The 19,992-nt window shown below is 36.0% G+C and carries 13 protein-coding genes; 10 read left to right on the top strand and 3 right to left on the bottom strand.

All coding sequences use genetic code 11. From position 1 onward, the window contains the following. Window positions 1-21: 21 nt before the first annotated feature. Complete coding sequence (locus tag G7051_RS03010; RefSeq protein ID WP_166198431.1) at window positions 22-1,410, bottom strand: MATE family efflux transporter; 1,389 nt, start codon at window positions 1,408-1,410, stop codon at window positions 22-24. A gap of 771 nt (window positions 1,411-2,181) precedes the next feature. On the opposite strand from G7051_RS03010, the gene G7051_RS03005 reads away from it, so the two are divergent. After that, complete coding sequence (locus tag G7051_RS03005) at window positions 2,182-4,680, top strand: TonB-dependent receptor domain-containing protein (RefSeq protein ID WP_166198429.1); 2,499 nt, start codon at window positions 2,182-2,184, stop codon at window positions 4,678-4,680. Window positions 4,681-4,825: 145 nt separating this feature from the next. After that, the gene (locus tag G7051_RS03000) at window positions 4,826-8,674 is read left to right on the top strand and encodes a DUF748 domain-containing protein (RefSeq protein WP_166198427.1); all 3,849 of its coding nucleotides are present in this window, start codon (window positions 4,826-4,828) and stop codon (window positions 8,672-8,674) included. 16 nt (window positions 8,675-8,690) lie between these two features. Here the strand turns inward: G7051_RS03000 and G7051_RS02995 are convergent, their stop codons facing one another. Continuing rightward, complete coding sequence (locus G7051_RS02995) at window positions 8,691-9,623, bottom strand: TIGR01212 family radical SAM protein (protein ID WP_166198425.1); 933 nt, start codon at window positions 9,621-9,623, stop codon at window positions 8,691-8,693. Window positions 9,624-10,007: 384 nt separating this feature from the next. On the opposite strand from G7051_RS02995, the gene G7051_RS02990 reads away from it, so the two are divergent. Continuing rightward, a complete protein-coding gene (locus G7051_RS02990) occupies window positions 10,008-12,503 on the top strand; it encodes a hypothetical protein (protein ID WP_166198423.1) in 2,496 nt (831 codons plus the stop codon). 7 nt (window positions 12,504-12,510) lie between these two features. Here G7051_RS02990 and G7051_RS02985 read toward each other — a convergent pair whose 3' ends face one another. Further along, window positions 12,511-13,761: a metallophosphoesterase gene (locus tag G7051_RS02985; RefSeq protein ID WP_166198421.1), complete on the bottom strand. Its 1,251-nt coding sequence runs from the start codon at window positions 13,759-13,761 to the stop codon at window positions 12,511-12,513. 240 nt (window positions 13,762-14,001) lie between these two features. Between G7051_RS02985 and rpmB the strand changes: the two genes are divergently transcribed. The 7 genes from rpmB to G7051_RS02950 all read left to right on the top strand — a co-directional run bounded on the left by rpmB (window position 14,002) and on the right by G7051_RS02950 (window position 19,852). Further along, window positions 14,002-14,241, top strand: coding sequence for a 50S ribosomal protein L28 (gene rpmB, locus G7051_RS02980; RefSeq protein ID WP_166110986.1), 240 nt, complete (start codon window positions 14,002-14,004; stop codon window positions 14,239-14,241). Between the two features lie 20 nt (window positions 14,242-14,261). After that, entirely contained in the window at window positions 14,262-14,450 is a 189-nt protein-coding gene (gene rpmG / locus G7051_RS02975) for a 50S ribosomal protein L33 (protein ID WP_166110983.1), read from the top strand. Between the two features lie 15 nt (window positions 14,451-14,465). Further along, complete coding sequence (locus tag G7051_RS02970) at window positions 14,466-14,627, top strand: DUF4295 domain-containing protein (RefSeq protein WP_110311316.1); 162 nt, start codon at window positions 14,466-14,468, stop codon at window positions 14,625-14,627. 213 nt (window positions 14,628-14,840) lie between these two features. After that, window positions 14,841-15,797 carry a signal recognition particle-docking protein FtsY gene (ftsY, locus tag G7051_RS02965; RefSeq protein ID WP_166110978.1) on the top strand — a complete coding sequence of 319 codons (957 nt, stop codon included), beginning with the start codon at window positions 14,841-14,843 and terminating at the stop codon, window positions 15,795-15,797. 194 nt (window positions 15,798-15,991) lie between these two features. Further along, window positions 15,992-17,296, top strand: coding sequence for a 30S ribosomal protein S12 methylthiotransferase RimO (gene rimO, locus G7051_RS02960; RefSeq protein WP_166198419.1), 1,305 nt, complete (start codon window positions 15,992-15,994; stop codon window positions 17,294-17,296). A 107-nt stretch (window positions 17,297-17,403) separates the two neighbouring features. After that, a complete protein-coding gene (locus G7051_RS02955) occupies window positions 17,404-17,694 on the top strand; it encodes an HU family DNA-binding protein (protein ID WP_166110971.1) in 291 nt (96 codons plus the stop codon). After that, window positions 17,687-19,852: an HU family DNA-binding protein gene (locus tag G7051_RS02950; RefSeq protein ID WP_166198417.1), complete on the top strand. Its 2,166-nt coding sequence runs from the start codon at window positions 17,687-17,689 to the stop codon at window positions 19,850-19,852. The genes G7051_RS02955 and G7051_RS02950 overlap by 8 nt, the downstream gene beginning before the upstream one ends. Window positions 19,853-19,992 lie beyond the last annotated feature (140 nt).

The raw sequence follows: 19,992 nt of genomic DNA, 5'->3' as shown, positions 1-19,992 counted from the left end.
GGTTACTACTTCAATCCGCAATTATGGGTTATAAGTTAGAGCATCTGCTTCTTTTTTCAGTGCTCTTACCTGAAATGTAAATAATATAAAAGTTACGATTACTGCAAGAGCATCTGCTACAGGCATCGATAACCATATTCCTTTTAGTCCCAAATGCTGAGGTAGTATGTATAAAGCAGGAACTAGAAATAACACCTGACGGGTAAGACTTAAGAAGATCGACTTACCTGCTTTACCGATACATTGGAAAAAGTTGGTCACAACAATTTGAAACCCTGCCAGAGGAAAACATATAACAACAAGACGAAGTGCTGTTGCCGACTTCTCGGCTAGTTCGGGTCCCGGTCCAAAGAAACTGACAAATATTTGAGGAAAGAAAAATCCCAGAATAAAACCGAAAGTTGTAATTATAGTACCTACCTTGATTGTATAGATTAATGTCTCCTTTACTCTTTCGTAATTCTTGGCTCCGTAATTATATCCTACAATAGGCTGCATACCTTGTGTCAAGCCTAGTACGATCATTACGATAAGCATAAGCATCGTGTTGGCGATAGTATAGGCGGCTATCGACATATCGCTGGAGTGTGAATCGGTACCTCCATATATTTTGAGCTGTGCAATAATGAAAAAGACAACTACAGATGCCGTAAGTTGTATAAGGAATGGCGACATTCCAATTGATGTTATCGACCAAACAATCTTCTTATTCAGTCGAATGTTTTTCCATCTAAGTTTTATATAACTATTCGGATTGATAAAGTGTTGCATCACAAAAGCAAAGCCAATAACCATAGCAATAAAAGTAGCCGCAGCTGCACCTTTCATTCCCCATCCTAAGTAATGGATAAATATGGGAGCTAGTATAATATTGGCTACTACACTGATGAGCATAGTGATCATCGCTTTCTTCGGATAACCCGATGCCCTCATCATATTATTAAAATTGAAGCATAAGGACAGGAAGAGATTACCCGGTAAAAAAATAACAAGAAAATCTCGAGCATATGGATAAGTCTCTGCACTGGCACCCGCGTACATGAGTACAGGTTTTAGGAATAGAAGCAATAGTCCGATAACAATGCCACTGATGATAATTGTCATAAGGAATGAAGTCCCTGCTATCCGCTCGGCTGTATCCTTATCTTTTTTTCCCAGATAGATGGAAATACGGCTTGCCGAACCCGCTCCAACTAGCATACCTACAGCAGCTGTAATATTCATAATAGGAAGTACGAGACCTAAACCGGCCAAGGCGTCATCTCCGACCCAGTGACCGATGAAAATACGGTCGATCACATTATAAAGTGAGTTGACTAATGTTCCTACAATAGCAGGTAGTGCATATTGCCAGAGTAGTTTAGCAATGTTTTTGTTTTCGAGTTCGTCAACATTTGCAACTTGTTGCATTTTTTTAGAATTTAAGAATGAAGAGCAATGAAATACGTAAGATTGGCAATAAAGATAACTGCTCCATATTATCTTTAATGATCTGATAATTTTATGAAACCCGGAAGGAGGCAATAGTTACAAAAGGTATACAATAAAGTGACAAAGGTGACCGCCATCTGGCTACAAAGTGTATACTTTTGTCACTTTTATTTTGTGTTGATAATCAGTGTTTAATAAGTAAAAAGGTTACAAAAGTAACAAAAGTGCACACATTTCCGGTGTTGCTTATTTATCCTTTTTCTAGTCTCTGTTCTCAGAGGCTGTTTCATCTAATATAGATAAAACTCCTATTTATTACCCTTCCCCAAAGGTAAGGGCATCTCCTTCTATTCGCGTTTTTTGTTTTCAGATAAAGCAGCACAAAGTTATGTAATTATCCTCTAAAACTTCAATTTTTTTGAAATACCTGACCCTTTTTTATTCAATAAACAGCAAGATAAATTTTACTCCGATGAGTAATCGGATTGTAGGGTTAATCAAAGGTAAATAAAGATAAATAATAGTAAAATGGAGCTTTTGAAAGATAATAGTAGCTTTGAATGATAGGTTATTTTAAATTGAGGATTTATATTTGAGAACGAAAAACGATCTGTAAATATAAAATAAGTAGCTGAAAGTATTTAAAGCCGTATTTTAAAGATGTAACTATCAATCGTTGTTATACTTGCACGGGCAATAAATAGGTCTGAGACTTTACTATTCTAATTAGGAACCTTAAAACTAGACTCTATGTCAACAAAGAAACTATTCGCTGTTTTTCTTATTCTTTTGTATTTTCCTTTAATCGTACTCTCGCAAGCTCCCATAGAGCCGAAAATTCAAGTCAAGGGAGTCGTGTCAGACTCTTTAACAGCCGAAACAATTCCTTATGCAACAATTAAAATATCGAAACAGGCCAGTTCCGGAAAAGTCGATAAGGTTGTGCCTACAGATGAAAATGGAAAATTTCAATTCTCGATGAATCAGGCAGGGGAGTATTTGCTTACCGTCGAATTTATAGGGAAGGAACCTACTATTAAACCTTTTGTATTAACAAACAACAAAACTCTCGATTTAGGAAATATCTTAATGAAAGATAATAGTAAGATGCTTAACGAGGTTGTTGTTTCTGCCCAGAAACCGTTGATAAAGGTTGATCTGGACAAGATAACCTACAGCATGGAAGACGACCCCGAATCTAAGACCAACAACGCCTTGGATATGCTCAAAAAAGTGCCGATGATAACTGTGGATGGCGAAGAAAATATTCAACTCAAAGGATCGTCAGCATACAGAATTTATATCAATGGAAAACCTTCTTCGATGTTGGCAAGCAATCCGAAAGATGTCTTGAGAAGTATGCCCGCAAGTACTATTAAAGATATAGAGGTAATAACCGACCCCGGTGCAAAATACGATGCTGAAGGGGTAGCCGGTATCATAAATATTATCACACAAAAAAATACAGCAATGGGTGGATATACCGCAACTGTAAATAGTTGGGTAAATTCGCAGGGCGGATATGGTGTAGGTGGTAACTTAATGCTTAAATCCGGTAAGTTCGGGTTTACAGGTAACTATACTTTGTACCAGTATCGAAATCCCGAATATGAGACATCGTTGGTTAGAGAGAATTTTAAGGATTTAGAGAATAAGTATTTAATTCAGAGTGGTACAGGCAAAAACAGAGGTAACGGCCAGTTTGGTAATGGTGAGCTTAGTTATGAAATAGATTCTCTGAATTTAATTAATATAGGTTTCGGGCGATATGCCGGAGACGGAAAGGAAACCTCTTATACTAACAATAGAATGGAGGATGCAGCATTTACACCGATAAAAGAATTTGATCAATTTACAGATGGAACTTACAGATATGGTTCAACAGAATTGAAGGCCGATTATCAGATGACATCCAAAACAGTGAAAGATCGATTACTTACGATTTCATATCGTTTAGCTCTGGAACCCGATGATTGGAGTTCGGATAATCGAATAAACGGTATTTTAAATCAAACAGATTCAAGAAATAATCAGTATTCTGATGGTGATCAAAAAGAGCATACCATGCAGGTTGATTATGCAACACCATTTGCGAAAATTCATAACCTGGAAGCCGGACTTAAATATATTACAAGATTAAATGCAAGTAATAGTGGACGCCAATTTTTAGATGCTGAAGGAAGCTGGGTCGATGAACCTTCTTTAAAAGACGAATTTAAACACAGACAAGATATTTATTCCGCCTATGGAAGTTATGCCGTGAAATTCAAAAAGTTTGGTTTTAAAGCGGGGGTAAGGTATGAAGGTACTCATATGGATATAAAATATCCATTAGCAGAAGGTGAGGTTGCCGATGAGAAAAATTTTAAAACAAATTTATCAAACTTGGTTCCATCAGCTACTGTCAGTTATCAGTTGAGCCAGTCCCAGAGTCTTCGATTGGGATATAATATGCGTATATCAAGACCCGGAATATGGCAATTAAATCCTTTTGAAAATAGAACAGATTCTCTAAATAGCAGCGTTGGTAATCCGAACTTAAAGCCTGTTGAGTCTCACACTATTGATTTGAATTACAATTTCTTCAACCCTAAATTCAATATGAACGCCAGTTTATCCTATAATTTTGTGGATAACTCAATTGAGCGTATTACAGAGTTGGACGGTATTGTGAGCAGAACAACATATGCTAATGTAGGCAAAAGTAAACGGTTGGGGCTCTATACCAATTTGAGCTGGATGCCTACCCCTAAGATTAGGCTTACAGGAAATCTATCAGGCTCTTATATAGATGTAAAGTCGAATGATGCGGAGTTTAAGCTCTCCAACTCAGGCTTTGTAGGTAATGCTTATTCTAATATGCAATATACTTTACCTAAAGATTATAAGGCAAATGTATATTTAGGTGGTGGTACGCCATATTTCAATATACAGGGACGGGGGCCTTCTTACAATTACTATGGCTTGTCTTTCTCGAAAGGCTTTTTGTCGGATAAATTGAATATTAATATTTCGGCCTCTAATTTCTTTTCAAATCATCAGAAGTTTAGAAATGTGATAGATAATCCGAGTTTCCATACAGAATCATTTAGTATTTATCAGCGGAGATTTTTTGCTATGAGAGTATCTTATCGATTTGGAGAGATGAAAGCTCAGATCAAAAAAGCCGTGCGTGGAATTACAAATGATGATTCTATGGGAGGCGGTTCAGGAGGAAATAATTCACAAGGTGGTGGCGGAGGTCAATAACTGAGGTTAATAAAAAGAGTAAAAAACATCCCTGAGTAATAAAAAACTTAGGGATGTTTTTGTTTTGAATGAAACATAATCGCAGAGGCTTTGTTTAATAAAGGAATAGTTTTACTAATATTGTTAAAAATAAGAGACCCTCTCTATGAAAAAAAAGAAACAAAAAATACTTAAGATCGTTTTTTCTGTCATAATCCTATTGGTTGTGGGAGGATTTTTGGTCAATTGGTATATGAGAGAGAGACTCGAGGTCTTCTTGCGGGAAAAGCTTAGCGAATATATTTCGGATGCGACCGGAGGTTTGTATCAGTTTCATTCACAAGATCTCAATATTGGACTTTTCAATGGCGAACTAACCCTCAAAGGAGTAGAATTGAAGCCCGATTCTATGGTTTTTAAAGAGTGGGCATCAAAAGATAGTTTACCCCCCAATTATTTCGATATTCAAATAAAAAGAATTCATTTTAAAGGTCTCAATTTAATTTGGCTATTTAGCTATCGTCAACTGCATTTCGATCTCTTTGAAATACAGACGCCTATTGTAAAAGTTTTCAACTCAGGTAAGTTATCCCGGGCTGAAGTAAAGAGTAATAATCCCAATACTCAATCTCTGTATGAGATGATTTCTCCCTATATGGATATATTGAGCGTTAAAAAGATGAATCTGGAGAATGCCAGTATAACTTACGTGACTGATGATCAGGGTATACCTGCCGTATATGGATTGAAAGATGTTAGTTTTCATGCATACAATTTTGTTTTGGATGAAAATTCCGCACAATCAGGTAAACTTCTTTTTTGTGATAATTTCGATTTTACAACTAATCAGCCACAAGTATTACTCTCCAATAATCAGTTTCTACTTGAAACCGATAACATAAGATTAAGTACCAAGGATTCTATTATTCAGATAAATAAAGTGCACCTGCAGCCTCAGACTCTATTGTGGGAAGAGCAGCATACTCTTCCTGATACATACCTCGAAGCTAAAGTACAATCGATTGAAGTAAAAGGAGTCCGCTTTAAAAGAAAAAATGCATTTAATCATTTAGAAGCAAGTTCTTTCGAAATAAATAAATCTGAAATACAATATTTTAATATAAGACGAGATAGCGTAAAAGTCAAACCTCGGGTGAAATCTGAAACTAAAGATACAATAAATCTTTCATGGACGTTATATGCCATAGTATCTCCAATATTGCATAGTATAACGATAGATAAAATTGGTATCGAAGATGCTAAATTGAAATATACTAATAGATTAAGGGACACGATAGATGTATATAATATGGATCGCTTTAACTTTGAAGCATACGGTTTCAAAGTCGATTCGCTGGCAGATATTCAACAACGCTTTTTATATTCACAGGGATTCTCGCTGGATGCAGCAGATATCGAAGGTATTGTTGTGAGTCGGAATCATGCAATGAAAATAGGTCGTATGAAGTTAAATACGGTGACAAGAGACTTTCAGATAAAGGATGTTAAGCTAGCCCCTCTGTCTCTTAAAACTGAACGTGATTATATCGAAGGAACAATAGATTCGATAAGCTTATCGGGATTAGAATATGATAATGGGATGAAGGCTCAGCAATTGAGCATAGATGCTCCCAAAATAGAATATGTGAAGAACCGAAAAGCTAGAAGGACACAAGAGCTGCCTGAGGGAAATAAAAAATCAGCCAATCTGAATGTTGTTGTGCCATTCTTTAATCACATATCAATAAATCAAGTAAATCTGAATAGCGGAAATATTACATTTAGAGATAAGACTAAAAAAGAAGATGTTGTTTATAAATTACCTAAGGTCGATTTTTCGGCATCAAACTTTTTGATTAATAAAGCAACCATAGAACATTCTTATACTTATTTTGCTTCAGACAATATCCGTTTTAGTTTCGAGCGGTTCGATAATGTCTTACCCGGTAAAGAATATCGTTTGATGATAAGAAAAGGGATATTTACCGGCATCGGAGGGGATTTAGAATTGCATGATGTAAAACTACTTCCGCTGACTAAGTCATGGAAAAAAGCTCCCGATACTTATTTCTCTCTATTAACACCGTTCGTAGCTTTGAGGAGTATCGACTATAAGGCTTCTCCTGCACAAAATACTATAGTGTTTAATTCTCTGGATATAGAAGCTCCTCACTTAAAAATAGTAAAGACAGGAAACACTCATTCTGCGGTTAAAAAAGAAGCGGAGAAAAGAGATAAAGTGTTGAATTTTGTAGCAGGGGTCTTTGATATTCGAAATGCGGATATCGAATACTTTGACCAAACAACTAAAGATAGCCTGAAAACAAAGTTTGATGATCTTCAACTCAAATCTTTATCGTGGGATGCCGAAATGAAAAAGACATCAATCGGGGCCATCACATTACAATCTCCGGTTATAAATTACATTAAACGTCACGAAAGAGTCGGACGAAATAGTAAATCTTCCCCCTCTAAGGCTTTTACCGGATCTTTAGATGTAGGGCAGATAGATATTTCAAATATTAAAGTCGGAGCCGATCAGCCTAGTCTTAAATTACATTTTGCAACAACTGATATTAATATACAAAATTTAAAGTGGGGTAATGGCAAGTTTAATCTGACGAGTGTGGATATTGCTAAACCCGATGTAAAGATTAATCAAATTTCGAAAACGGCAAGAATTAATACTGTAAAATCGAAAAAGCAAGATTTTTATAGCATCTTCGAAAAGATTGCCAAGCAAGTATCCATAGATAAGTTTAATGTGGCTGATGCCAATATTGATTATGCAAGTACTTTAAATGGAAAGCTTAACAAACAACAGAAGCTAAATAGAACTAGTCTTTTCTTTAGTGGTTTGATTATAAACAGCGATTTGAAAACATTCGTGTTGGACGATATTAATTTTAGTACACGGAATTTTAGCTTTCCACTGAATAATGGTTTCTATACACTTCAAGCCGAAGCTATAGATTTAAAAAAGAATGCAGGGAGTTTGGTGATTGAAAATTTACACCTTGTACCGGCTTATCCTAAAAAAGAATTTGCATATCATCATCCTACGCACAAAGATTGGTTTGATGTAGGAGTAGGGCACATATCTTTGTCGGGTATCGATTTCAATCGATACATCGCCAATAATGTATTTCATGCTAAAGATTTATTAGTTAAAGATGTACAGCTCTTGAATTTCAAGAATCAGCAGATTGAAATTCAACATAATATCATGCCTATGATTTATGAAGGATTACAAAAAATGCCTGTTAAATTTACTATTGATACGGCTAATGTCGAAAATTTCAAGGTTGTATACGAGGAACTGCCTAAAAATGGAACTACATCAGGAGTCATTTTCTTTACAAATATGAATGGACGTTTATCGGGGCTCACCAACATAGTATCCCGTCCAAAACAATATATAGAGTTAAATGCGGATGGCAGGCTTATGGGTACAGGATATTTTACAGCTACCTGGATGTTGCCTGTAGACTCTCTGAATGATCATTTTTATTTAAAAGCACATCTGAATAAATTTGACTTAAGAGACTTAAATCAGCTTATTACACCTATGGCACCGGCTAAAGTTGAGGACGGACATATAAAATCTTTAACTTTTAGTACCGATGCTTCGAGTAAAGGGGCTACTATTGAGATGCTTATGCTGTATAATGACTTGACTGTTTCGGTCTTGAGGAACAAAGACGGTGAATTGACTACAAATACTCTTGTCAGTACAATCGCAAATAAGGTAATAAAAAAGAATAACCCAGATAAAGAATATAAGAAGGCAAGACATGTACATGTAACTATCGAGAGAGATGCCTATCACTCTACGTTCAATTATCTCTGGCAAATACTACAGCCTGCGGTCGTAGAATCTGTCGGTTTTTCTCAAAAGAAACAGAACTTTGCGAAAAAAGTTACCGGATTTTTGAACAAGGTGAAAGGGATATTTCGAAGTGATAAGAAATCAAAGAAAAAGGATGCCGAAGAGCATCCTGATAAATCCAAATAAAATAAGAAAAGGTCTTTTAAGCCTTTACCGATTTATAAAGCCTGCCTTGGTAGGCTTTACGTTCCGCAAATCGTTTAAGAACTTTAGCTGTAAACTCGAAGTTCTTCAATCCCCAATCCGGTGCAATGAGCAGCGATTTAGGAGATTGAGACACAAAGCGCTCGATGATGAAATCGGGGTTGAGGCGTTCCGTAAAATCAATGCACAGGTCAATATAATCTTCGACCTCAAACAGATTGAACCATTCGGGGTGTTCGCGATACTGCCGAGCCATAACCGTGCCTTTAATAAGCTGTAATTGGTGCATCTTGAGTGTAGTTAAAGGAAGCTCCGATAATTTGTCGGCATGCTCAAGCATTTGCTCACGGCTTTCTCCGGGTAGTCCCAAGATCATATGGGCTCCTGTATATATTCCTTTAGCAGCTGTTTGATATATGGCTTCTATACTTTCGGCGTAAGTATGTCCCCTGTTTATAAACTCAAGGGTTGAATCAAGTGTCGATTCGATCCCGTATTCTATAAGAAGAAATGTTCTGTCTTTCAGCTTCTCAAAATAGTCGAGAAGTTCCTTAGGCATACAGTCCGGACGTGTCCCGATGATAATACCTTCAACATTCGGATATGCCAAAGCCTCTTCATATAATAAGATCAATTTATCGATATCATCGTACGTATTTGTATAGGACTGGAAATATGCAAGATATTTCATTTCCGGATATTTGTGTGAGAAGAAAGCAATTCCGTCTCTTAATTGATCGGTAACCGTACGCTGCTTACCTCCATATCCGGGGCTAAAGCTTTGATTGTTACAATAGGTACATCCGCCTACAGCCTTAGAGCCGTCTCTGTTTGGACAGGTAAATCCTGCATTGATGGATATTTTCTGGACTTTATGAGGAAATATGCTGTTTAGGAAATCTCCAAACTCTTTATATGGCTTATTTATCATTAGTTGAATGAAAGTATTTAGTGAAATTTTATACAGTCTAACAGGCTATAATCATTAAGCTTGCCAAAATATAAAATAGGTCTGTGCGCTTAATTTTGCTGTCCCGTAAAACTATGCAAAGGTACAAATTGTTATACTAGCAAATCAAATTAAATACAATTTTAAGATTTAAGACCTTAAACACATCATAAGTCATATCTATAATCTTGTAATTTAACTTCTTGTTATGCATTTGCCGAGATAGTTTAACTGTCAAAAATAAATGTTTTGTGTATGACTATTTGTATTGAAATTAGTATAACATACCTTTGAATTATGTCCAATTTTAGAAAATTTAGTGTTGTATTTTTAATATACAGCTTATTGCATTTTAGTGTCTCGGCTATGGATACTTCTTTTAAACAGAAAGAAGATACCATACCTCTTTATGAGGACGGTGTAATAAGAAAATCTATCTATCCTCAGAATTCGCATGAACGCTCCGGAATGTATGATTTTATTATAGGTAAGCATTACCGTAAACTTTACTCTACACCGATAACTGTAAAATCAACCGGTTTGTATGGTTTATATGGTGGATTGACATTTGTAGCACAAGTGCCCCGTTTACATGCTCTTTTTCTCGAAGCAAAAGATGCTCACCTGTATATGGTAAGACCTCTTGGGGGAGCAACAACATTTATGGAATCGGATTTTTTCAAGAATACTTATAGCAAACAAGAATTTCAAGGTACTTATTTAGATAAATTTATAGGGGATGCCTATACTATAACTCATCCTTACGCTTTTATGGTTGCTGATAAATTAGCGGAGAAAGTAGGAGTCAGTTCATTTGAGTCTAAAATTTACTATATTCCTAAACACGTAACGACTGATACAATTGCAGATGGCAGTGGAGTGCAGGATCGGTTGATAGCCATATATGACCTGAAGGCATTTAGTGTTCACTCCAAAGTTATAGAAACAGAAGAGTTATTAGCTAAAATACAAGAATCCAAATCTTTTCATGTCGATCAACACGAGTATATTCGTGAGCGGCTTTTAGATATATTGATAGGGGACTGGAACAAAACTAGAGAAAGTTGGCATTGGTATGAAGTGCCTCATGGAGATAGTCTTGTATATATGCCACTTGTAACCGATCGTAGCCATGCTTTCACAAAGATCGACGGAGCATTTTTTAAAATTATGCTGGGTGTTCTAGGCCTTAATAGTATAACCAATTACGATAGTAATATTAAGAATCTGAAAAAGGCAAATGGAATTGGTATTCCTTTAGATATCGCATTAGTTGCAAGGACCGGGCGTGAAGTTTGGTACCAAGAGGCAAAGTATATAAAGTCGGCATTAACCGATGAGGTAATCGATAAGGCCTTTGAGGCTCTGCCGGAAGAAATTTATGTATCTCCCTATACTGAAATTATAAAAGATAATTTAAAAAAACGGAGGGATGCTGTTGAAGTGATAGCTCAAAAGTACTATGATATATTGCAGCAAACACCTGTAATTACAGGTACAAATAAGGATGATTTATTCGTTATAAACCAAAAAGATAGACATACTACTAATATTAGGATTTATGATAGAAACTCATCTCAGCTATTATTTGATAAAGAATATGATAAAAGTACCAACGAAATCTGGCTGTATGGTTTAGGAGGAGATGATACTTTCAGATTTTCAGGAACAAAAAGGGGAACTCCGATAACTTTAGTCGGAGGGAAAGGGATAAACATCTATCATGTCGAAAGAGGAAAAAATGCGGATATTTATGATTATAAATCGCATAGTTTACTGAATGATACTCTTGATGGAGCTAGTATGACAAGAACGAATGTTGAAAAAGTTCATGAATACGATTATAAGAAGCTCAAGTATCAAACGGTGAGTTTTACTCCCTGGGGTGTATACGACTCCGATTTAGGTTTTTATTTGGGTGCGTATGTAAGTAAAACGATGTATGGTTTTAAAAGATCGCCCTATAGTTACCAACATAGAATCGGTTATAGCTATTTAGATGGTTTGATGTATCAGGGACTTTTCCCGTCTCTCGATGAAAGAAGAGGCTTTAATATAGAAGCTATCTTTGGTATTGCAAATGATTTTCATAACTTCTTTGGATATGGAAATCAAACAAATGGTTTTAAAGATGAATCCATTGATTTTAACCGGGTTGGGATTGCAAAATATCATATTGAACCTTCGTATTATTGGAGGTTTGGCACTAAAAATAAGCTGACAGCTTCAACTATGCTTGAATTATACAAGATTGATCATCCAACAGATCGATTTATAAATGAGATATATAAAGATGGAGATCCGGTATTTGATACAAAAGTATTTATGGATATCAGTTTGACTTATGAAATGCATCGGCAATTGAGTGCTTTGGTGCCTTCATTAGACTTTCTGCTAACTTCGGGTATCAATTGGACTGTAAGTGATATACGCCGCAACTTTCCTTATATAAAGTCAAAATTTTCTTTCGAAATAGCATTTAGCGATCGCCTGTCATTGGCAACAGAGGTTTTAGGTACAGCCTTATTTACCAACTATTATGAGTTTTATCAGGCAGCCTCGGTTGAACTTCGGGGTTTCAGGCAAAGCCGTTTTATCGGTAAGCAATCGCTTTATCAACATACTGATCTCCGGTACGATTTAGGACATCTGAAGAATCCTTTTACACCTATTCAGTATGGAGTATTTGTTGGAGTTGATTATGGTCGTGTATGGTATCCTAACGAGGAATCGACCAGATGGCACACCTCTTATGGTGGAGGCTGGTGGTTGACTTTGTTCAAAAAGTACACAGGCAAGTTTTCTTACTTCGCATCTAACGATGATGCCCGATTCTTTATAGGTTTTGGTATGGGTTTTTAAGTATTTATTATAATGTAGTAAATGAGCCTTTTATAGGTCTCGACTCATTTCCGAAAGAATCTATTGCAAAGATGGAAACATCATAGGTTGACTTGTTATCCAGTCCCTTTATATTCCAACTTTTGGATTGTGGCATTTCTGCATTCAAGAAAAATCCTGAAAAAACAGTCTCTGTAACAGGAGATAAGCTTTCTTCTCCTTTTTTGCTTATTGTAATTTTATAATGATGTACAATATCATTGTCGGTAGCCTGTTTCCAAATTAGCTTGCAGCTGTTTCTGGTAATATTGTCAAAAGAAGGTTCAATTCCATTAGCAAATTCGGGAGCCTTATTATCCTTTCTGTCTTTGTAAATAAATGCAGATCCATCGTGAGGCGGTTTTATTTCCCACTGCTTTTTTATTTCAGCACCTTGTGTAGTATTGTGTCTGTGTATACTTACTATATTGTTGTCTATACTAACTATCACTCCTTCTGTAACATCATTAAAACCTTCGGGGTGTATACCCTCGCTTTTGCCGGTCTCTATTTCAGAATAGGCAATACTACCGTCATTTATCGAGGTGAATTTATCTTGATGTATCGATCTCTCATCTCCAATAGGATAATGTGAGTGTCCTGAAAAAGCTATAATTTGTGGATATTGCTCGCAGATATCCTTTAACCCATCGGTTCCCCATGAATCTTTTCCTCCAATTTCGTATGAACCGTATACAGTATTTGTTACCGGCATATGGAAGAATACAAAAATAGGTTTGTCCGGATATTTTTGAGACGCATATTGCAGTTTTTCTGATAAAAATTTCCGGGAAGGTGCGGTATAACATTTATCATATGATGAATTTTCCATACTAATCAAGATGAAAGGATAATTATTTATTTCGACATACTGGTTGAGGTCTTGACCCAGAGTTTTCTCAAAGCGGGTATTTTTATCTCCTTTATCGTTGTATCTGTCATGATTGCCTAAGCAGTAGTACTTGGCGAAATTATCAGGTAACTCTTCCGTAAATACTCTTTTGAAGAGGTCATATTCTTTCTGGTAGCCATTGTCCGTAAGGTCTCCCACAACAAAAATAGCTTCCGGGTTATTAGGTTGATTCAGTAAATAACGTAATGTTGTTCTGTTTTTGTCTTCAGATCCATCTCTTCCAAGATGTGTATCCGATACAACAATAAAGCTAAAAGCCGATTGAGCTGCTACATGGGTATATGAAAAGATAATCGCAAAAAACAGTGCGTAAGTAAGTTTTTTCATAGTATTTAGTATTATATATTTCTAGACATCAACAAAGTTACTATATTTGCATTTGTATTCAAAGTTGTGCTGAGCGAATTGTTCCTGGTTAAGAATAAGATTATTAAGCAGTCATGTTTTTTTGAAAAAAGATAGTTTATTAACTGACAATAATTTGCTGATTCAAAAAAAAGGTTTAATTTTGCACCCTGTTTTACTACGGCAAGGAATAAAATAAATAAAAAATAAAATATAATAGCGATGTCCAAAGTTTGTGAAATTACAGGAAAGAAAGCTATGGTTGGTAACAATGTCTCTCACTCAAATAAAAAGACTAAGAGAAAATTTAACATCAACCTGTTCAGGAAAAAATTCTATTGGGTAGAAGAAGATTGTTGGATTAGTCTAGATGTATCTGCGTCAGGTCTTCGTACAATTAATAAAATTGGTTTGGATGCTGCATTGAAAAAAGCAGCTGAAAAAGGTTATTTAAAAGCTTAAATCAAAGGAGAACCTAAAAAATGGCAAAGAAAGCAAAAGGAAACAGAATTCAAGTGATTCTAGAATGTACCGAGCATAAAGAAAGTGGTCTGGCTGGTACATCACGATACATTACTACTAAAAATAGAAGAAACACAACTGAAAGATTGGAATTGAAAAAATACAATCCGGTTTTGAAGAGAGTTACAGTTCATAAAGAAATTAAGTAAAAATAATATAAAACCATGGCAAAGAAAACAGTCGCAGGTTACCGCGATCCATCATCTAAAGATGGCCGTAATTATGCAAAAGTAATTAAAATGGTAAGATCGCCTAAAACAGGAGCTTATACATTTAAGGAAGAAATGGTTCCAAATGAATCGGTGAAAGATTATTTTGCAAAATAATTTAGTTAAAAATAACTAAAAACCTCCTTTCAAGAATTTGTTAGGAGGTTTTTTGTGTATCCTTTATTAGCTTTGTATAGCTTGCTTCACGATAGAGTCGAGTAGTAGTGGCGATTAACAGAATCTTTAGCAAGATTATCTAATTATAACTATTTTGCCAAAGAAATAAATAGGTCTTCGACCTGAAGTATTCAAGAATAAATAATAGATTGTATGGGCATTTTCGACTTTTTCTCGAAACAGAAAAAAGAATCATTGGATAAGGGTTTGGAAAAAACAAAAGAAAATATGTTTACCAAACTCTCGAGGATTGTTGTTGGGAAATCTAAAGTTGATGATAGTGTATTAGATGATTTAGAAGAGGTATTAATAACTTCGGATGTAGGTGTAGATACTACATTGAAAATTATCGAACGTATAGAGGAGCGTGTTGCCAAAGACAAGTATGTAAATACGGATGAATTGAGCACTATTCTTCGTGAAGAAATTGTTGAATTACTTACCGAAAATAACTCGAGTGATAATACTGTCGGGTTCGATTTGCCTATAGATCATAAGCCTTACGTGATAATGGTTGTAGGAGTTAATGGAGTAGGTAAGACTACAACAATAGGAAAATTAGCTAATCAGTTTAAGAAAGCAGGAAAATCTGTATATCTTGGTGCTGCCGATACTTTTCGTGCCGCAGCCGTAGAGCAATTGGTTATTTGGGGCGAAAGAGTTGGTGTTCCGGTCGTGAAACAGGCAATGGGTTCTGATCCGGCTTCCGTTGCATTTGATGCAATCAGCTCTGGAAAAGCCAATAACGCAGATGTTGTAATAATAGATACTGCCGGACGTTTACATAATAAGATCGGATTGATGAATGAGTTGTCGAAGATCAAAAATGTAATGAATAAAATTGTTCCCGGTGCCCCTCATGAAGTTTTATTGGTTTTGGATGGCTCGACAGGGCAAAATGCTTTTGAGCAAGCAAAACAATTTACTGCCGCTACAGATGTTACAGCTTTGGCTGTGACAAAGCTAGATGGTACTGCAAAGGGAGGCGTTGTAATAGGTATTTCAGATCAGTTTAAGATACCCGTAAAGTATATCGGACTGGGTGAAGGTATTGATGATTTGCAAGTATTCCAGCGAAAAGAATTCGTGAACTCATTGTTTGGCGGGTAATTTGTGTTACTTTTGTTGTTGCAATAGAGTGTATTGCAGGATTTAAGGTTACTGACCTTTTATTGTTCTGAGAAGTGGAGAGTAAACCAGGTCTATAAATAGACCCTTTGATAAGGTTTGTGAACTCGTAGACTTTAAAAGGGGCAATAAATATTTACTCTTACTTATACCTAAGAAAGAAGGATTCTTTTTGAATGAAAAAAAATAGAATTGATGTTGTTACGCTAGGCTGTTCCAAGAACCTAGTAGATTCAGAGATGTTAATGAAACAGCTTCTGGCTAATGGATATACTGTGAAGCATGATCCGGAAAAGCCCGAAGGTGAAATTGTAGTTATAAATACATGTGGATTTATAGGTGATGCAAAAGAAGAGTCGATCAATACGATACTTGGTTTTGCTGAAGCTAAAAAAAGCAGAAAGCTGAATAAACTTTTTGTGATGGGATGCCTTTCCGAAAGATACATGGAAGAACTTCAGGCAGAAATACCCGAAGTGGATAAATTCTACGGTAAATTTGGTTGGAAAGGACTTATCACCGATCTAGGGAAATCTTTTAGAAAAGATGTCCAATACGAGAGAGCATTAACAACTCCGGCACATTATGCTTATCTGAAAATATCAGAAGGGTGTAATCGTTCATGTTCGTATTGCTCTATTCCTATTATGACAGGACGTCATCAATCTCGCCCTATGGAAGAGATTGTATCTGAAGTAGAATCGTTGGTTGCTCAGGGTGTTAAGGAGTTTCAGGTTATAGCTCAAGACTTATCTTACTATGGGCTTGATCGTTATAAAGAAATGAAACTTCCCGAATTAATCGAACGTATCTCCGATGTGAAAGGTGTTGAGTGGATTCGTCTCCATTATGCTTATCCGACTAAATTTCCTTATGATTTGCTTCGTGTAATACGCGAGAGAGATAATGTATGCAAATACCTGGATATTGCCCTTCAGCATATAAGCGATAATATGTTGACAAAAATGAGACGTGGTATAACAAAACAAGAAACTCTGGCTCTTGTAAAGAGAATTAGAGATGAAGTTCCTGGAATTCACCTCAGAACCACATTTTTGGTGGGACATCCGGATGAAACGGAGGCCGATTTTGAAGAATTGATGCAGTTTGTAAAAGAGGCTCAGTTCGAACGAATGGGAGCTTTTCCTTATTCAAATGAAGAAGGCACTTATGCGTACGAAAAATATGAAGATAATATTCCCGAAATAGTTAAACAGGAAAGAATGGATATGTTAATGGCTGTACAGGAGCGTGTCTCTTTAGGCGTTAATGAATCTAAGATCGGGCAACATCTTTCGGTAATTATAGACAGAGAAGATGCCGATTATTATGTAGGACGTACCCAATATGATTCTCCGGAAGTAGATCCGGAAGTATTGATATCAAAAGATATACCGTTGAACAAAGGCGAGATTTATAATGTTATTATAACTCAGGCAGAGCCTTTTGATTTGTATGGAAATATTGTTGTTCCCAATTGAACTTGTAGCAGTATATCGGTGTTTTTAGCTTTGGTAGGAGCCATATCCAAAGGATGATAGCAGAGAATATGGCAGATTGTTGAAAGTATTTATAATCCTGTAAATCTATGACAAATAAAGAATTAATTGCAGAACTGTCTAAAAGGTTAGAGTGGACACAAGCTCAAACATCAAAGATTATGGAGGATGCTGTATCTGTAATTAACACTAATCTGGCTAATTCTGATTCTATAAATATACAAGGGTTTGGATTGTTTGAAACAAAAAGACGCCAGGAGCGGATGTCTGTAAATCCAGTTTCAAAACAACGTTTTCTGGTACCACCAAAGATTACTCCGGCATTTCGCCCCGGGCAAGTCGTGAAAGATAAATTAAAAAAGTTGTCCGAGAATGAATGAAAAACTATCACTTCAAGATTTAGTTGATCTTTTATCGAAGAAAGCTAAAATAACGAAAAAGGATGCAGACTCTTTTTTTAGAGAGTTTTTCCAGTTGATATTGGAACGTATATTTGATAATGACTTTGTCAAAATTAAAGATTTTGGAACCTTTAAATTGATATCGGTAAGTAGCAGAGAAAGCGTTAATGTAAATACCGGTGAGAAAATAGAAATACCATCTCATTATAAATTGAGTTTTATTCCGGATAAAGTTCTCAAAAATTTAGTAAATAAACCATTTTCTCAATTTGAGACAATTCTGTTAGAAGATGGAGTTGTCTTCGAAACATCTGTGGAGGACGATGAAGATATAGATGAGAACGAGGTTGTTGAAAGTACAGAAGTCAATATAAATAAAAAAGAGGACGATGTTGATATCGTCAATGAAGCAGGACAGCCTACTAAGGTGGAGTCTGTTTCTGAAAATTCCAATACAAAATTAGAGGTGAAAGAAAAAGACACACGAGATACCGAAAACTCTAAAATATCAAAACCAAAACCTTCAGGAAATCAGGTTTATCCGAGATCATTTGTGTATACCTACACAAGTTCTTCATCGGAACAAAATACCGGCTCTATTACTTTGACGGTGCCGAAAGATGACCTTCAAGTAGGGGCACATGCTTCGAAGACTGAAAAAGAAGCTCCTTTGCAGGAAGTTCAAGAGAAAAAAGAGTTTCCAATAGTGCTGAAAGATCTTCCGGAGATACCCGTGATAGATGACGATTCTTCTGTTGATTTGAATGAGGAAACTGTGGTTTCGTCAGAAAATAGAGTAGAAGAAATAATCACTACTGAAATAAAAGAGAGTTTATCTGAACCGGAATTAGAGGATGAAGTGACAGGGCAATCGGAAACTGCTGTGTCAGAAAACGAAGTTTCTTTAAGTGCTCCTTTAATAAAGGATATAATTGCGGATGATATTGAGTTAGAGTCAGATTTTGAATCTGAAATCGAGACTGAAGAGGATGTTATTATTCCTGTTCCTGTTGTTGAAAAAAATATAAAAGCTGAAGTTGAAAAACAATCTTCAACTGACGATATTCCCCAAAAAGCCTCGAAGTCGACATTTTCGAATGAGGACCCCGAGCGTCCTTTGTTTCCGGGGGAAGATGAAGAGGATATTATAGATGATTCTAGTTTTGTTCCACTCAATAAGAAGCTTTCAAAAGAAGATTCCGATATTGTTGGTGAAGAGAAGGATGTTATTGAAACTTTGAATGCACGTAGTTCTGCCGGAAATAATAAGCCTACTGAAATTAGGAGTGTATCTTTTGCCGATACTATAGATCCGGTTGATATCCCTTATACCGATTATAGTAATCCGGGAGGAATTTCTAAGTTGAGAAAATGGCTACCCATAATATTGTTCTTCTTAGTAATTGTAGGTTTCTTGAGTTATGGATTGGTTAAAATGCTGACCAAACCTTATGACTTTGAATATAATTTAGGAAGAACCAATTTATCTGCAGTAGACTCAACTACAACGGATGAGGATGCTTCTTCGAGTGCTCAGGTAACAGATGCTTTGCTCGATTCAATGAAAAGAGTGCAGCGCGGTCTGGTTGAAGATACCGTGAAGCCAATGAAGCAAGAGCCCATAGTTGCTATTGCTCAAAAGCCGGAAGTAAAACAAGCGGTTGAATCGACTACTACTAATGTTGTCGGAGATGCAGACTCTTTGACTACAGAGCTTATAAATGCCGAAAAAAACGGCTTTGTTATATCAGATAAACTAAAGTTTGGTATTCTTAATAAAGCGGAGTATCACTTGCAGAAATATGCTGACGAAAATAGAAAAGAATCTATAGGAACAGTATCCTCTCAACCTACTAACCCTGATGTTAAAACAGGTACAGCCTCAAAACCTCAATATTCAACGATTAAGAGAGGTACAACTTTGAGAACGATGGCTGCAACTTATTATGGAAGCCCTGATTACTGGGTTTATATCTATCAAGCAAATAAAAATGATATTGCTAATCCGAATAATGTGCCTATAGGTACTAGATTACTTATACCCTCTTTGGCTGATTATGGAGTCTATAATCCCAAAGATTCAAAAGCAATACAAACCGCAAAAAATCTTGAAACTAAAATTTTAAGACAAAGATAAAGCGATCGTTTTATTATCAATTATAACTATAGTCGATAGTAACGCTTCATAAAATGACGAATAAGGTGTATACTACCTTAAAAAAGAATAGCAGATCCCCGTATCTGCTATTCTTTTTTTGTATTTATATATAAAATACG

The organism is Dysgonomonas sp. HDW5B, from assembly GCF_011299335.1.
Taxonomy (GTDB): domain Bacteria; phylum Bacteroidota; class Bacteroidia; order Bacteroidales; family Dysgonomonadaceae; genus Dysgonomonas_A.
Note: the sequence above shows the minus strand (reverse complement) of the source record. Positions and strands in the feature narration are given on the sequence as shown.

Bases quoted from the DNA above. Each gene is read 5' to 3' on its own strand.
- G7051_RS02985 (WP_166198421.1), bottom strand. From the start codon at position 13,761: ATGAAAAAACTTACTTACGCACTGTTTTTTGCGATTATCTTTTCATAT.
- G7051_RS03010 (WP_166198431.1), bottom strand. From the start codon at position 1,410: ATGCAACAAGTTGCAAATGTTGACGAACTCGAAAACAAAAACATTGCT.
- G7051_RS03005 (WP_166198429.1), top strand. From the start codon at position 2,182: ATGTCAACAAAGAAACTATTCGCTGTTTTTCTTATTCTTTTGTATTTT.
- G7051_RS02955 (WP_166110971.1), top strand. From the start codon at position 17,404: ATGACAAATAAAGAATTAATTGCAGAACTGTCTAAAAGGTTAGAGTGG.
- rpmB (WP_166110986.1), top strand. From the start codon at position 14,002: ATGTCCAAAGTTTGTGAAATTACAGGAAAGAAAGCTATGGTTGGTAAC.
- ftsY (WP_166110978.1), top strand. From the start codon at position 14,841: ATGGGCATTTTCGACTTTTTCTCGAAACAGAAAAAAGAATCATTGGAT.
- G7051_RS02970 (WP_110311316.1), top strand. From the start codon at position 14,466: ATGGCAAAGAAAACAGTCGCAGGTTACCGCGATCCATCATCTAAAGAT.
- rimO (WP_166198419.1), top strand. From the start codon at position 15,992: ATGAAAAAAAATAGAATTGATGTTGTTACGCTAGGCTGTTCCAAGAAC.
- G7051_RS02990 (WP_166198423.1), top strand. From the start codon at position 10,008: ATGGATACTTCTTTTAAACAGAAAGAAGATACCATACCTCTTTATGAG.
- rpmG (WP_166110983.1), top strand. From the start codon at position 14,262: ATGGCAAAGAAAGCAAAAGGAAACAGAATTCAAGTGATTCTAGAATGT.
- G7051_RS02950 (WP_166198417.1), top strand. From the start codon at position 17,687: ATGAATGAAAAACTATCACTTCAAGATTTAGTTGATCTTTTATCGAAG.
- G7051_RS03000 (WP_166198427.1), top strand. From the start codon at position 4,826: ATGAAAAAAAAGAAACAAAAAATACTTAAGATCGTTTTTTCTGTCATA.
- G7051_RS02995 (WP_166198425.1), bottom strand. From the start codon at position 9,623: ATGATAAATAAGCCATATAAAGAGTTTGGAGATTTCCTAAACAGCATA.